This is a genomic window from Brevundimonas olei (assembly GCF_037055245.1).
GTDB lineage: Bacteria > Pseudomonadota > Alphaproteobacteria > Caulobacterales > Caulobacteraceae > Brevundimonas > Brevundimonas olei.
In genome coordinates this window covers 318703-332698 of the sequence record NZ_CP146369.1, presented here as the reverse complement: position 1 = coordinate 332698, position 13996 = coordinate 318703, and the positions used below count along the sequence as shown (strand labels likewise).

Here is a 13996-nt window from a genome sequence, read left to right as displayed (position 1 = left end):
GAGCCAGGCCGCGTCATCACGGCCGGACGGGTGATTGAGGACCGGATTTCAGGCCCTCGCGTCGGTTGCGCCGGTAAGACCCGCGGCGCGCGGGAAGCCTACTTCTAATAGCGGAACGAGGCGCGGACGTGTCCGCCCGCGCCTCGTGGAATTATCCGATCCGCAACCGGGGCGCCTTAACGACGCAGGCCCAGCTTGGCGATCAGCGCCTGATAGCGGGCGCTGTCGGTCTTGTTCAGGTGGTCCAGAAGGCGACGACGCTGCGAAACCTGCTTCAGCAGGCCACGACGCGAGTGGTTGTCCTTCTTGTGGGTCTTGAAGTGCTCGGTCAGGTTGGCGATGCGTTCCGTCAGGATCGCGACCTGCACTTCAGCCGAACCGGTGTCGCCCGTCGAGCGAGCGTTATCAGCGATGACTTCAGCTTTACGTTCAGCCGTAATCGACATCGAGAGTCCTTTCTTGCCCTATCGCTCGCCTCGCGGAGGCTCGCGGTTTGAGGGCGTTGGAGTTCCTGTCGGCAAGCGGTTGGGCCTGCGTCAGGGGAGGTTGAAAACACGATCGGGTTCAAGCCGACCGGCCCTGAGATTGCCGAGCGCGACCAGGGTTCCGCCCTCGAAGACCGAAACCAGCCGCGAGCCGGCGGTGAGGCGGGCCTTGAGCGTTTCAATCTGTCGGGGGAGCAGAACGATCGGCCGTCCCTGCCTCAGAGAGAGGGCGTCCTGATCCGTCACGGCCAACTCCGGGATGTCGTCCAGAGCGGTCGAAACGGGCAACAAGCCCTCAAAGGCGGCGCCCTTATGCGCCAACTCCTCGAGAAAATCCAGCGTTACGGCGTTGTCGACCGAGAACGGCCCCACCCGCTCGCGCCGCAGGTCCGAGACATGGCCCTCGGCGCCCAGCATGATCGCCAGGTCGCGCGCCAGGGATCGGACATAGACGCCCTTGCCCGTCCGCATCGTGATCTCGACGTGATCGGCGTCGGGCGCGGCCGTCACCGCAGCCTCATGAATGGTCACGCGGCGCGACTGCAGCTCGACCTCGACCCCGGCCCGCGCCAGGTCATAGGCGCGCTCGCCATTGACGCGCACGGCCGAAAAGGCGGGCGGCGTCTGGTCGATCTCGCCGACGAACGACGGCAGGGCCGCTGTCACCGCCTCGACCGAAGGCCGCACGTCGGAGCGGGCGATGATCTCGCCCTCGCGGTCGATGCTGTCGGTCGAAATGCCCCAGTGGATGGTGAAGCGATAGACCTTCTGCGCCTCCATCATGAAGGGCACCGTCTTGGTCGCCTCGCCCAGCGCGATGGGCAGTATGCCCGAGGCCAGCGGGTCCAGCGTCCCCGCATGGCCCGCCTTCTGGGCGTTGAACAGGCGACGGATCTTCGTCACCGCCTCGGTCGAGCCCATCTCATAGGGCTTGTCCAGGCACACCCAGCCGTTGACGAGATCGCCCTTCTTGCGTCGCGCCATAACTCAGTCTTTCTCTGGGCCTACCGCGCCTTGCGCTGCTTGAGGCCCGTCATCCTCATCGTCAGCGTGTTCGATGTCGGCGCGCACGCGTGGATCGTTGAACAGACGGTCCATGTGGCTGGCCGTATCGAAGCTCTCGTCGTGGCGGAATTTCAGGTCCGGCGTGAACTTCATGTCGATGCGGCGGCCCAGCTGACCGCGCAGGAATTTGGCGTGTTCGTTCAGCGCCTTGATGATGGCGCTCTCGTGCCCGGCCGTTTCGGCCGCCTCGACGCCCGCGCCCAAAGGCTCGACGAAACAGGTGGCGTGGCGCAGGTCCGGGCTCATCCGCACCTCGGTCACGGTGACGGAGACGCCGACCAGGGCCTCGTCATGAATCTCGTGCTCGCGCATCACATCGACCAGGGCGTGGCGGATCAGTTCGCCGGCGCGCAGCTGGCGCTGCGACGGTCCCAACGGACCGCTGGCGTTGCGGGTGTGTTGCTTGCGGGCCATCTCGGGCTCCTCCTGTTCGCGCCGCCGGGGATCGGACGCCGGCTCTGAAACGCGAAGGGGCGGGGTCTAGTCGCCCGCGACGCCCAAGTCCAGTTCCGCCGCGCGCCGTTCGGCGGTTCGCGCCGCCCGCATCACCGCGCCCGAGGTCAGGCTGCGGACTATCGGCATGGGCAGCCCCCCCGCGTTCAGCACCTCGGCCGTCCAGTGGTTGCACAGATGCCCGACCCAGAAGGTCTCGCCGCTGGCGTAGAAAACGGCGTCGTCGCCGTCCCTCTGCGCCGAAACCATAGCCCGCCCCCCGTCATCCAGCCGCAACGACGCCGCGACCCGCGCCCGCAAGGCGGCGAAGCCTTCCGGCGACAGGGCCAGCGTCGCCCTCTCTGTCTCGGGCGACAGCGCCGGATCGACCGGATCGGGGTCCAGCATCACCACGGAGGGATTGCCGCCCGGCCTGAAGAAGGCCCGCGCTCCGTCGGGCAACCGCCCGCTGATCGGCCCCCGTTCGACATAGAAGACCGCGTCGCCCCAGCCGATCCGCACCCAGTCGCCGGGCGGCAGGGCGCGCACCGCGCGCGCCAGCGCATCGTCCCCGGCCGCCAGCGCCGCGCGCGGGGCCGCGAGGTCGGTGTGAAAGCCGTTGTCGAGCAGATGGACCACGATCGCCCCCTGCCCTTCCTGCGGCGGAAACAGCGTCGGATCGCCCGCTCGTTGTGCGGTCCACAGACCCGCCAGCAACCCCAGAAGAACGGCGAGGCTCCAACGGATCAGCACGTGCGCCTCAGTTGTTCCCGAAGGCCGCCGGAACGTCGCGCGCGGGCGAGGAGCCCTGCATCGTCGCCCATTCGCCGCGATAGCTGTAGTTCAGGCTGACGCAGTGGCGGTATTGGCCGTCGGCCCAGCGCCCGACCGTCTCGATCGTCAAGGGATGGCCCGCGCGCACCCGTCCGACCACGATCCAGGCTTCGTCGGAGCCGGGGCACAGGGCGCGCGACAGGGCGCGGCCGTCGCCGTCGGCCGTGATGCTGTAGACGCCGCCGTCCGCCGCGCCCTGCGGCAGGGCGCGCCGCACCTGATCGGGACCGCCCCGCTCGAACCGCGCCGAGCCGCGCGAGGTGGAGGAGAAGAGGTTCTTCACCGAGGTCGCGCCGAACCAGCCGCGCTCCACCTCCAGCGTCACCCCGCGCGTCAGGGCCTGGGTGGCGCGATCGCTGGCGTCGAAGGACAGGAAGCGCGTGTCGGCCAGGGCGGGCGTGGCCGCGCTGGAGGCCACGAAGGCGATCAGGAGCAGAGACAGTCCAGGACGTGACATTGGCGGCCTTTTCTTCGACGCCCCCCGACGCGACGCCCGACTCCTAAAGCCAACCGCGCGCCAGATGAAGCCTTCAATGCGATCCGGCGGACGGCGAGGCGCCCGCACCCTCCGGGCCTGTGTCTGGCGGGGCGGACGCCGATCCGGCATGATGCTCGCCCGGACGCCGGCGGCGCATCCGGCGTCTGCTCCCCCCTCCTTCATGATCCGAGAGCCGTGTTCAAAGACCCCTTCGACATCGACAACTACGCCCAGGACCCGGACCACTACCTCGCCGTGCCCTTCGTTCCGACCGAGGAGGACACCGTGGCGGCCATGCTGGCCCTGGCGGGCGTCGGACCGAAGGATCGGCTCTATGATCTGGGCTGCGGCGACGGCCGCATCGTCATCGCCGCCGCGCGCGACCGCGACGCCCACGGCATCGGCGTCGACATCGACCCCATGCGGATCGCCGACGCCATGGAGTACGCCGGCTGGGCCGGAGTCGAACACATGGTCGACTTCATCGAGGAAGACCTGTTCAGCGTCGATGTCCGCGAGGCCACTGTAGTCAGCCTCTATCTGCTGCAATCGATCAACGTCGAACTGCGCCCGCGTCTGCTCAGCCAGCTGAAGCCCGGCGCCCGCATCGTCTCCCACGCCTTCGACATGGGCGACTGGCCGGCGGATGAAAAGATCAGGGTCGCCGACGGCTACATCTACAAATGGACGGTTCCGGCTCCGGTCGCCGGGCGCTGGGACTGGACCCGCGCCGACGGAACGACCTGCCGGCTTGAGCTGGAGCAGACCTATCAGCAGGTCACGGGCCGGACCTGGCTGGGCGAGATCGAGGCCCGTCTCGTCGCGGCCGAACTGACCGGCGAAAGGCTGGAGATTGAGCTTCAGGCCGACGACGCGACGCCGGTGCAGCGCTTCATCCTGACCTTCGCCGACGGCGCGTTGAAGTCCGTCATCGAGGCCTGAGCTTACCTACCCGCTCATCCCGGCGGACGCCGGGATCCAGTTCTTTGGCCACTAGCTCGCGGTCGACCCCCGGCCTTGGCAAGGGCGGGTGTGAGGCTCTCACTGGATCCCGGCGTCCGCCGGGATGAGCGGGATTAGAAGTCAGCATTCTCCCCAAACACAAAGGGCGCGGCTTCTCTCGAAACCGCGCCCTTCATGTTTCAGGCCGTGAAGCTCAAGCGTCCTAGTCCAGGGTGCGCTTGATCTCTTCGACGGTGAAGCACTCGATGTAGTCGCCTTCCTTGATGTCCTGGAAGCCGGCGAACTGCATGCCGCATTCCTGACCCGAAGGCACTTCGTTGACCTCGTCCTTGAAGCGCTTGAGCGTGTTGAGCACGCCCAGCTCCAGCACCACCACGTCGTCGCGGATGATGCGGACGCGCGCGCCCTTGCGGACCACGCCCTCGGTGACGCGGCAGCCCGCGACCCGGCCGACCTTGGTGATGTCGAAGGTCTGCAGCACCTTGGCGTTGCCCAGGAAGGTTTCGCGCTGGAGCGGCGCCAGCATGCCCGAAAGCACGCCCTTAATGTCGTCCAGCAGGTCGTAGATGATCGAGTAGTAGCGGATCTCGACGCCTTCACGCTCGGCCAGTTCGCGCGCCTGCTTCGACGCACGGACGTTGAAGCCCAGGATCGGCGCCCCGGCCGACTTGGCCAGGTTGACGTCGCTCTCGGTGATGCCGCCGGCGCCGTGCATGACCACGCGGGCCCGCACTTCGTCGTTGCCCATCTTCTCCAGCGAGGTGGTGATGGCCTCGGCCGTACCCTGCACGTCCGACTTGATGAGGACCGGCAGCTCGCTGATCTTCTTCGACCCGAGCTTGGCCATCATGTCGGCCAGCGACAGGCTGCCGCCGGAGACCTGACCCTTTTCACGCTTCACGCGCTGACGGTATTCGGTCAGTTCGCGGGCGCGGGCCTCGCTCTCCACCACGGCGAAGACGTCGCCTGGCGTCGGCGCTTCCGACAGGCCCAGGATCTCGACCGGCACCGAAGGACCGGCTTCGCTCAGCTGGGCGTTGCGCTCGTCCAGCAGGGCGCGCGCCTTGCCCCAGGCGGAGCCGGCCACGACGATGTCGCCGCGCTTCAGCGTGCCGCGCTTGACCAGGACGGTCGCGACCGGGCCGCGGCCCTTGTCCAGCTGGGCCTCGATGACCACGCCCTCGGCCGAACGATCGGCGTTGGCGCGCAGGTCCATGACTTCCGCCTGCAGCAGGATGGCGTCGGTCAGGCCGGTCAGGTTGATCTTCTCCTTGGCCGACAGCTCGATGATCTGCGTGTCGCCGCCCAGGGATTCCGCGATCACCTCATACTGCAGCAGTTCGTTGACGACCTTCTGCGGGTTGGCGTCGGGCTTATCGACCTTGTTGACCGCCACGATGATCGGCGAACCGGCCGCCTTGGCGTGCTGGATGGCCTCGACCGTCTGCGGCATGACGCCGTCATCCGCCGCCACCACCAGGACGACGATGTCGGTGACGTTGGCGCCGCGCGCCCGCATCGCCGAGAAGGCCGCGTGGCCCGGCGTGTCCAGGAAGGTGATGCGCTGACCGTCGGCCAGGCGCACCTGATAGGCGCCGATGTGCTGGGTGATGCCGCCGGCTTCGCCCGCCGCCACGTCCGTGGTGCGCAGGGCGTCCAGCAGCGAGGTCTTGCCGTGGTCGACGTGGCCCATGATGGCCACGACCGGGGCGCGCAGCTCACCGGAATCGGCGTCGTCGGCCTCGGCGATGAAGCCTTCCTCGACGTCGGATTCGGACACGCGCTTGACCGCCATGCCGTATTCCTCGGCCACCAGTTCGGCGGTGTCGGAATCGATCACGTCGTTGATCTTCATCATCAGGCCCTGACGCATCAGGAACTTGATGATGTCGACGCCGCGCACGGCCATGCGGTTGGCCAGTTCGCCGACGGTGATGGTGTCGGGAATGACCACTTCACGCGGACGGTTGGGCGTTTCGGTCGAGCCGCCGCGGCGCTTTTCCTTCTCGCGTTCGCGAGCGCGGCGCACCGAGGCCAGCGAGCGCATGCGCTCGACGGCGTCCTCGTCGCCTCCCGCCACCGAGTGGATGGTCAGGCGGCCTTCGCGGCGCTTGGGCTCGCCGCGCGTGCGGCTGACGGCCTTGCCCGGCGCATTGTCGGCGAAACGCTTGTCGCGGTCGTCCTCGCGACCGCCCGGACGGGCGAAGCCGCCGCCGGCGCGGCTGGGACGGGCCACCTCGGGCTGAGCCGGGGGCTGGTTGGGGGCCGGACGCGCGCCGGGACGGGCCGCGCCGGGCGCGCCGGTGCGGGCGCCGGGGGCCGGACGCGGATTCAGCGCCGAATAGCGGACGGTCTGGGCCGGACGCGCGGGACGTTCGCCGCCCTCGCGGCCGCCTTCGCGCGGCGCCTGTTCACGCGCCTGCGGACGCTCGCCGCCGCCCATGGCCTGTTCACGAGCCGAACGGCCGCCGAAGGCCGGACGCTCCAGCGGCGCGCGGCCGGTCGGAATCTTGGGCGCGCGCTGGCCGAAGTTGACGGCGGGACGCTTGGGCGCGGCCGGAGCGGCGGGCTTGGCCGGCTCGGGCTTGGCCTCGACCTTCGGGGCCTCGACCTTGGGCGCTTCAGCCTTCGGCGCTTCGACCTTGGGCGCGGCCGGCTTGGCCGGCGCAGGCGCCGGAGCGGCGGCGCTCAGCTTGGCGGCCTCGACGCGCGCAGCCTCGGCCGCAGCCTTGGCGGCGGCGGCTTCAGCGGCGGCCTTGGCGGCGGCGGCCTCGACGGCGGCGGCCTGCTCGCGCTCGGCGGCCTCGGCGGCGGCCTTGGCGGCCACAGCCTTGCGTTCGCGCTCGGCGGCCTGCTGGGTCGCCAGGGCGATGGCCCGGCGACGGGCCTCCTGCTCCTCGGCCGACAGGCCTCCGCCCGCCGGCTGACGCGGCGCAGCCGAACGCGGCGCTCCGCCTTCAGGGCGCGGACGCGCGACATCGAAGCCCTGCGGGCGCTGATGCCCGCCCTGGGGGCCGGCGCGGCGCTTGGTCTCGACGACGACGGTCTTGGAGCGGCCGTGGCTGAAGCTCTGTTTCACCGTGCCGGTCGAGACCGAACCCGTCGCGCGCGGCTTCAGGCTCAGCGGAGCGCGCGGCCCCGTCTGCGAAGGCGCGTTGGCAGGAGTCTTGCCGTCGTTGGAATTGTTGTTTTCGTCGCTCATCCGGTCGCTTTACTCAGGGCGGAGAATTCCGCCTTCGTCTCTCTCAATCACCCATAGCAGAATGCGGCCCCGCCTCCGTTGTTTCGGAAACAGGCCCGCAGCCGCTCAAACCCTAAGGCTCTCCTTCCGGAGCCACGCTCCGGTCGTCCTCTGCGCCGTGTTCGGGCCCCGCCCGGTTCCAGCTCTGGGGACAGAGAGGTCGAAATCCCGCCAGCCGCTGAACCTCCAGAGTCCAGCGATCGGCCCGCCCGCCTTGCAGCAGGACGGCGTGTATCGCATTTTCCAGCCCAAGGGCCAAACTCAAATCGTCCGCGCTGAAAGCCCCGCAGATTTCGGGGGCGGGCGAGGCGTGTCTGGAGAGGGCCAGAAGCTTGCCGCGCCCGTCGGCCGAGCCGTCGGCGGCTTCGATCAGCCATGCGGCGCGGCCGCCGCGGATCGCCGCAGCGCATTTCTCGAAGCCAGAGATAAGCACGCCTTCGCGTCGGGCAAGGCCCAGCTGGTCCAGACAGCGCCGAACCAGCAGGTTTCCGACCAGATCGGGCAGGTCGGCGGCGGGCTTAAGCGGCGCCTTGGCCGCGCGGGCGAACAGGTTCTTCTTGATCGCCGCCTCCAGCGAGGCGCGATCGGCCGACACCCACAGGCCCCGACCCGGCAGCTTGCGCGCCAGGTCGGGAACCACCGCGCCGTCCGGGCCGGCCACGAAACGGATCAGGCGAGATTCATCGAGGGCCTGGCGCGACGCCAGGTCCTGACGATCCCTATCGATCAACGTCTCGGACGACCTCATGGACGGCTGCGGCTCCCATCACATGTCGCGGGACTGGTCGTCGAGGTCGTCCGAAGCGACCTCCGCGTCAGCCTCGGCGACGGCCTCTTCCTGGCCTTCGCCGTCGAGCTCGCCTTCGCCCTCATACGCCTCTTCCTCGACGTATTCCGGCTGGGGCAGCTCCGAAGCGTCGATCCAGCCAGCGGCCACACGGGCCTGCAGGATCAGCATTTCGGCGTCTTCCTGGCTCATGTTGAAGCTTTCCAGCACGCCCGGAACCTTGACCCGCTCGCCGCCGCGCACTTCGTAGCCGCCGCGGATCTCGTCGGTGGCCAGGTCGGCCAGGTCCTCGACCGTCTTCACCCCGCCTTCGCCCAGGGCGACGGCGATGGCGGCGGTCACGCCCGGCACGTCCAGAACGCCGTCCTCAACGCCCAGGGCCACGCGCTTGGCGTCCAGCTCGGCCGCCTGACGGTCCAGGTGCTCGCGGGCGCGGGTCTGCAGCTCTTCGGCGGTGTCCTCGTCGAAGCCTTCGATCTCGGAGATCTCATAGGGCTCGACGAAGGCCAGGTCCTCGACCGTGGCGAAGCCTTCGGTGACCAGCAGCTGGGCGATGGTCTCGTCCACGTCCAGGGCTTCCTGGAACAGGGAGGTGCGCTCGGCGAACTCGCGCTGACGGCGCTCGGAGTCCTGGGCTTCGGTGATGATGTCGATCTGCCAGCCGGTCAGCTGCGAGGCCAGGCGGACGTTCTGGCCGCGCCGGCCGATGGCCAGCGACAGCTGTTCGTCAGGCACCACCACCTCGACGCGGTCGGCCTCTTCGTCCAGCACCACCTTGGAGACTTCGGCCGGAGCCAGGGCGTTGACGATGAAGGTCGGCTCGTCCTCGTTCCACTGGATGATGTCGATCTTCTCGCCCTGCAGCTCGGCGACGACCGCCTGCACGCGCGAGCCGCGCATGCCGACGCAGGCGCCGACCGGATCGATCGAAGAGTCGTTCGACAGCACGGCCATCTTGGCGCGCGAACCGGCGTCGCGGGCGGCGGCGCGGATCTCGATCACGCCGTCATAGACTTCCGGCACTTCCTGGGCGAACAGCTTGGCCATGAAGCCGGGGTGGGCGCGCGACAGCATGACCTGCGGCCCCTTGGCCTCCGGGCGCACGTCATAGATGTAGGTGCGGACGCGGTCGCCGATGTTGAACACCTCGCGCGGGATCGACTGATCGCGGCGCATGATGCCTTCGCCACGGCCCAGGTCGACGATGGTGTTGCCGTATTCGACGCGCTTGACCGTGCCGTTGACGATCTCGCCGACGCGGTCCTTGAATTCTTCGTACTGATTGGCGCGCTCGGCCTCGCGGACCTTTCCGGTCACGACCTGGCGGGCCATCTGGGTCTGGACGCGACCGAACTCGAACGGCGGCAGGACCTCGACGTACTCCTTGCCGACCTCGGCCTCGGGGTCGCGCTTCAGGGCGTCGCGCAGACGCACCATGGCGCTGTCGTTGAACTCTTCCAGCTCGTCTTCCGGCTGCCAGTCGTCGGCGACGATGGTGACGTGGCGGGTCAGGCTCAGCTCGCCGGTCTTGTGGTCGATCTTGGCGCGGATGTCGTGGTGCGCGCCATAGCGCGACTTGGCGCCCTTCTGGATCGCTTCCTCGATCGCCTCGATGACGATCTCCCGGTCGATGCTCTTCTCGCGCGCGACAGCGTCGGCGATGGAGAGCAGTTCCAGGCGGTTGGCGGAGATTCCGGTCACGGCCATCAGGCGTCGTCCTTGGTGGAGTCTGGGTTGGATTGTTCAGGCTCGGGCGCGCCCTCGGGCAGGCCGTCGTCTTCGGGTTCGCCGCGCGCCGCGCGCAGGGCGGCGCCGCGCTTCAGCAGTTCGTCGGTCAGCACCAGCTTGGCGTCGGCCAGCCAGGCGAAGGGGATCAAGGCGGTCTCGTCCTCGCCCTCCAGGTCGATGGCGACGTCCTCGCCCTCGGTTCCGGCCAGCAGACCCTTGAAGCGCTTGCGGCCCTCGACCATCCGGTCGGTCTCGAGGCGCGCCTCAAGCCCCTCGAACAGGTCGAAGTCGATCAGGCGCGTCAGCGGCCGGTCGATGCCGGGCGACGACACCTCCAGCAGGTATTCGCCCGAGATCGGGTCGGCGGCGTCCAGCACCTCGGACACGGCGCGCGACAGGCGGGCGCACTCCTCGACCGAGATGTCGTGGTCGACCTGGCGCTCGGCCATGATCTGCAGCCGACGCCGCAGCGTCCCGCCCATCAGGCGCACGCGCACGACCGCCAGCCCCAGGCTCTCGGCCACGGGGTCGATCAGCTCCAGCAGAGCACGGTCTTCGGCGGTCTTGGCCCGCAAGCGGATACTCCAGAAAACAAAAGCGACGGACCGTCCGGGCCGCCGCTTGAAACGACGCCGTTGGACGCCGGTCTAACGATGTGAGCGGTCATATAGGCGAAAGCGGGGGCCGTGTCAGCCCCCGCCGTCTCTTCGCGGCCCAAAGCCCGTTCAGGCCCGCTTTTCGAACTCGAGGAAGATGGGGTCGGTGTCGCCCAGCTTCTTTTCCTCATAGCGGGTGACGACGTGATCTTCGGGCGCGGCGAACCAGTCGGCGCCCCCCATCTCGATATCGCCCGTCTCGATCCGCACGAGGCCCGGCGTGCGCGCCAGCCGCTCCAGCGCCCAGTCGGCGTAGTCCAGCCAGTCGGTGACGAAGCGCACCTTGCCGCCGGGCTTCAGCAGGCGGGCGATCTCGACCGCCGTCTCGTCCTGCAGGAAGCGGCGCTTGTTGTGGCGCGCCTTGTGCCAGGGATCGGGGAACAGGATCATCACCCGGTCCAGCGAAGCGTCCGGCAGGGCCGCCATCACCGCGCGGGCGTCGTCGGCGTGCAGGCGCACGTTCTCAAGCCCGCCCTCCTCGACGTAACGCAGGGCCGAGGCCACGCCGTTGAGGAAGGGCTCGCAGCCGATCATCACCGCCTCGGGATGACGCGCCGCCTGCGCCGCCAGATGCTCGCCGCCGCCGAAGCCGATCTCCAGCCAGGCGGCTTTCGCCCCCGGCATCAGGGCCAGGGGGTCGATCGGCCCCTTGGCCGGGTCCGGCACGGCGATGCGCGGCATCAGGGTGTCGAACAGGGCCGCCTGCTTCGCCTTGATCGGCCGCGACTTGATGCGCCCGAAGGAGCGCAGCGGGCCATGCGCCTTCGCCCACTCGGGCCGGTCGGCGTCAGAGGTCTTGGGATCGGTCTCGTCGGTCATGGCGCGCGCTCTAGCGGCTTAAGGCCGCCTGCGCAAAGGGGCGATGTCAGCCCCAGGGGCCGCGCGGCGGCGAGGCAGGCCCGTCGTCGGTCGTCGGCACGCTGGTCGCCGCGCGGATCGGCGCGGCGGAGCGACCAGAGTCAACAATGGCAGACTCGACGAAGGCCGGCGCCGGACGCACGCGCCCGCCCATGCCCATCTTCGTCCCCAACTCCATCAGGGCGCGCACGCGGTTGCCCGTGGCCGGGTGGGTCGAGAACAGGTTGTCCGCCCCCTTCCCGTTCAGCGGATTGATGATGAACATATGAGCCGTGGCCGGATTGCGCTCGGCCGGGGCGTTCACCGCGCCGCGCGCATAGGCCTCGATCTTCTGCAGGGCCGAGGCCAGGGCCTGCGGGTCGTCGGCGATCTCGGCTCCGACGCGGTCGGCCTCGTATTCACGGGCGCGGCTGATGGCCATCTGCACCAGACCCGCCGCCATCGGCGCCAGCAGCATCAGGGCGATGGTCCCGATCATGCCGCCCGGCCGTTCGCGATCATCGCCGCCGCCGAAGAACAGGGCGAAGTTGGCCAGCATGGCGATGGCGCCCGCCACCGTCGCCGTGACCGTCATGGTCAGGGTGTCGCGGTTCTTCACATGGGCAAGTTCATGCGCCATCACGCCGCGGATCTCGTCGCGCGTCAGCATGTCCAGCAGGCCCGTCGTCGCCGCCACGGCCGCGTTCTGGGGATTGCGCCCCGTGGCGAAGGCGTTCGGCTGATCGTTCGGGATGATGGTGATGTTGGGCTGCGGCAGGCCCGCATCCTGCGCCATCTGTTTCACATCGGCGACATAGGCGCGCACCACGGCGTTGGGGTGGGTCTCGTCCACCGGCTGGGCGCGGTACATCTTCAGGACGATCTTGTCCGCGTTCCAATAGGAAAACAGATTCATCCCCGCCGCCACGACCAGGGCGACGGCCATGCCGGTCGCGCCGCCGATCAGATAGCCGATCCCCATGAACAGGGCGGTCATCACGGCCAGCAGGGCGAAGGTCTTCAGATGGTTCATGCGGGCGTTCGGACGAGCTAACGGGCTTCAGGGGGTGGCGTGTTCGGCCTGAACGTCTATTTGAGCCGCAGTATCCCCGCTCTCAAGGCAGGCGACCTGTGACCGAACAGCCCACCCCCCCGATCGAATCCTCCCCCGAGGAAGTCTTCAACACGGACGTGCCCCACGCCACGCCCGAGCGCCCGCTGAGCGAGGCCGCCCGCCGCGCCCTGCTGGAAGCGGCCGAGCGCCGCGCCGCTGAGGCGGCCGACGCCCTTCCCCATGAGGTCGGCGGCCGCAAGGGTCCCGAGCCGACCCGCTTCGGCGACTGGGAGAAGAAGGGGCTGGCGGTGGACTTTTAAGGCGCTATCGCTCGCCGCGCGGCGGCTCGCTGCTTGAGCTTCACTAGGTCGCTATCGCTCGCCGCTCGGCGGCTCGCTGCTTGAGCTTGATCGGGCGCCATTGCTGGGCGTGCGGCGGCGCTCTTCCCGCTCCGGTTCCCTTGATGGGAGAATAATGAACGCTCCGGCGAGATCCGCATTAACCTTTGCGGCCGAAACAAGGAGCGCAGCCATGAAGGCTCTATTCTACGCCGCCGCCGGCGCGGCGGTCCTCATCGCCGGCGCCGCCGAGGCCCATCAGGCCGGCGCCCGTTACAACGCCGCCGCCGGCTACGCCCGCGGTCCCGTGGTGCAGAGCCGCGCCCAGACCTGGTACAGCGACACCGGCTGGCAGGGCGGCTACGGCCCGATCGAGAGCTACGGCTATGGTTACGGCTACGGCGGCGCCGGGGTTCGCCCGCCGGTCGTGATCGCCCCGTCGCAACCGCCGATCCAGCACGGCGGCTACGCCTATTCCGGCGTCACCCGCTCCATGCCCTTCGGCTATCCGGTCGACGGCTACGGCCGCTACCCCTGGGCCCGCTACGGCTATGGCGGCTACGGCGGCCAGTACAGCGGCGGTCAGTACGGCGGCGGCTATCAGCAAGGCTATCAGCAAGGCTATTATCAGGGCGGTTACAGCCAGGACTGCGGCCGCTGCGGTCCCCCGCCCCAACCGGTGCGCTACCGCTCCGAACCGATCTACGTCAGCCAGCCCCCGGTCTATGTCTCGCAGCCGCCCGTCTACGTGGAATCGCCGCCGGTCTATGTGCAGCCGGCCCCCGTCTACGTCGAACCGGCCCGCGTGCATGTCTCGCCGCCGCCGGTCCATGTCGCGCCCGCCGACGTGCGCGTCGCCCCGGCCCAGGTCGAGGTCGCTCGCCCTGACGTCTATGTCGAGCCGCCGCGCGTCGAAACGGCCCCGCCGGTGGTCAATTTCGAGCAGGGCTACTACGCCGTGCCGCCTGCGCCGCCACCTCCGCCGTCGCCCACCGAACGGCCCTACCGCCAGGAACGCGGCGAGCGCGGCTGATACGACAAGGGCGGCGCCTCCGGACGCCGCCCTTTCTGTTTCACGTGAAGCACGATCCCTTGCGG

At 69.1% G+C, this 13996-nt stretch carries 14 protein-coding genes; 3 read left to right on the top strand and 11 right to left on the bottom strand.

The genetic code is table 11. From position 1 onward, the window contains the following. Positions 1-176: 176 nt before the first annotated feature. From rpsO to V8J38_RS01595, 5 genes are all read right to left on the bottom strand, one after another. Complete coding sequence (rpsO, locus tag V8J38_RS01615) at positions 177-446, bottom strand: 30S ribosomal protein S15 (RefSeq protein WP_024354282.1); 270 nt, start codon at positions 444-446, stop codon at positions 177-179. Positions 447-536: 90 nt separating this feature from the next. Then, positions 537-1469, bottom strand: a complete 933-nt coding sequence (gene truB / locus V8J38_RS01610; RefSeq protein ID WP_338577636.1) for a tRNA pseudouridine(55) synthase TruB — start codon at positions 1467-1469, stop codon at positions 537-539. 3 nt (positions 1470-1472) lie between these two features. After that, entirely contained in the window at positions 1473-1964 is a 492-nt protein-coding gene (gene rbfA / locus V8J38_RS01605) for a 30S ribosome-binding factor RbfA (protein WP_200168192.1), read from the bottom strand. Between the two features lie 66 nt (positions 1965-2030). Continuing rightward, the gene (locus V8J38_RS01600) at positions 2031-2735 is read right to left on the bottom strand and encodes a DUF2459 domain-containing protein (protein ID WP_338577633.1); all 705 of its coding nucleotides are present in this window, start codon (positions 2733-2735) and stop codon (positions 2031-2033) included. Between the two features lie 7 nt (positions 2736-2742). Next, a complete protein-coding gene (locus tag V8J38_RS01595) occupies positions 2743-3273 on the bottom strand; it encodes a hypothetical protein (RefSeq protein WP_291780170.1) in 531 nt (176 codons plus the stop codon). 216 nt (positions 3274-3489) lie between these two features. Between V8J38_RS01595 and V8J38_RS01590 the strand changes: the two genes are divergently transcribed. Further along, positions 3490-4236, top strand: coding sequence for an SAM-dependent methyltransferase (locus V8J38_RS01590; protein ID WP_338577631.1), 747 nt, complete (start codon positions 3490-3492; stop codon positions 4234-4236). Between the two features lie 223 nt (positions 4237-4459). Here the strand turns inward: V8J38_RS01590 and infB are convergent, their stop codons facing one another. The 6 genes from infB to htpX form a co-directional block, all read right to left on the bottom strand. Beyond that, a complete protein-coding gene (infB, locus tag V8J38_RS01585) occupies positions 4460-7459 on the bottom strand; it encodes a translation initiation factor IF-2 (RefSeq protein ID WP_338577629.1) in 3000 nt (999 codons plus the stop codon). 112 nt (positions 7460-7571) lie between these two features. After that, positions 7572-8246, bottom strand: coding sequence for an RNA-binding protein (locus V8J38_RS01580; protein WP_338577627.1), 675 nt, complete (start codon positions 8244-8246; stop codon positions 7572-7574). Between the two features lie 18 nt (positions 8247-8264). Then, positions 8265-9992: a transcription termination factor NusA gene (gene nusA / locus V8J38_RS01575; protein ID WP_338577625.1), complete on the bottom strand. Its 1728-nt coding sequence runs from the start codon at positions 9990-9992 to the stop codon at positions 8265-8267. Continuing rightward, entirely contained in the window at positions 9992-10588 is a 597-nt protein-coding gene (gene rimP, locus V8J38_RS01570; RefSeq protein ID WP_338577623.1) for a ribosome maturation factor RimP, read from the bottom strand. Before rimP ends, nusA begins: the two co-directional genes overlap by 1 nt. Positions 10589-10738: 150 nt before the next feature. Continuing rightward, positions 10739-11488, bottom strand: a complete 750-nt coding sequence (trmB, locus tag V8J38_RS01565) for a tRNA (guanosine(46)-N7)-methyltransferase TrmB (RefSeq protein ID WP_291780190.1) — start codon at positions 11486-11488, stop codon at positions 10739-10741. A 46-nt stretch (positions 11489-11534) separates the two neighbouring features. After that, entirely contained in the window at positions 11535-12539 is a 1005-nt protein-coding gene (gene htpX, locus V8J38_RS01560) for a zinc metalloprotease HtpX (RefSeq protein ID WP_291780193.1), read from the bottom strand. A gap of 98 nt (positions 12540-12637) precedes the next feature. Between htpX and V8J38_RS01555 the strand changes: the two genes are divergently transcribed. Both V8J38_RS01555 and V8J38_RS01550 read left to right on the top strand, forming a co-directional pair. Beyond that, a complete protein-coding gene (locus V8J38_RS01555; RefSeq protein WP_291780196.1) occupies positions 12638-12880 on the top strand; it encodes a DUF1674 domain-containing protein in 243 nt (80 codons plus the stop codon). 211 nt (positions 12881-13091) lie between these two features. Further along, on the top strand, positions 13092-13931 hold the full coding sequence (locus tag V8J38_RS01550) for a hypothetical protein (protein ID WP_338577620.1): 840 nt from the start codon (positions 13092-13094) through the stop codon (positions 13929-13931). Positions 13932-13996 lie beyond the last annotated feature (65 nt).

What these genes read in the sequence shown, in the direction of transcription:
- truB (WP_338577636.1), bottom strand. Translation starts at nt 1,469, where the DNA reads ATGGCGCGACGCAAGAAGGGCGATCTCGTCAACGGCTGGGTGTGCCTG.
- infB (WP_338577629.1), bottom strand. Translation starts at nt 7,459, where the DNA reads ATGAGCGACGAAAACAACAATTCCAACGACGGCAAGACTCCTGCCAAC.
- trmB (WP_291780190.1), bottom strand. Translation starts at nt 11,488, where the DNA reads ATGACCGACGAGACCGATCCCAAGACCTCTGACGCCGACCGGCCCGAG.
- nusA (WP_338577625.1), bottom strand. Translation starts at nt 9,992, where the DNA reads ATGGCCGTGACCGGAATCTCCGCCAACCGCCTGGAACTGCTCTCCATC.
- V8J38_RS01580 (WP_338577627.1), bottom strand. Translation starts at nt 8,246, where the DNA reads ATGAGGTCGTCCGAGACGTTGATCGATAGGGATCGTCAGGACCTGGCG.
- htpX (WP_291780193.1), bottom strand. Translation starts at nt 12,539, where the DNA reads ATGAACCATCTGAAGACCTTCGCCCTGCTGGCCGTGATGACCGCCCTG.
- V8J38_RS01550 (WP_338577620.1), top strand. Translation starts at nt 13,092, where the DNA reads ATGAAGGCTCTATTCTACGCCGCCGCCGGCGCGGCGGTCCTCATCGCC.
- V8J38_RS01595 (WP_291780170.1), bottom strand. Translation starts at nt 3,273, where the DNA reads ATGTCACGTCCTGGACTGTCTCTGCTCCTGATCGCCTTCGTGGCCTCC.
- rbfA (WP_200168192.1), bottom strand. Translation starts at nt 1,964, where the DNA reads ATGGCCCGCAAGCAACACACCCGCAACGCCAGCGGTCCGTTGGGACCG.
- rpsO (WP_024354282.1), bottom strand. Translation starts at nt 446, where the DNA reads ATGTCGATTACGGCTGAACGTAAAGCTGAAGTCATCGCTGATAACGCT.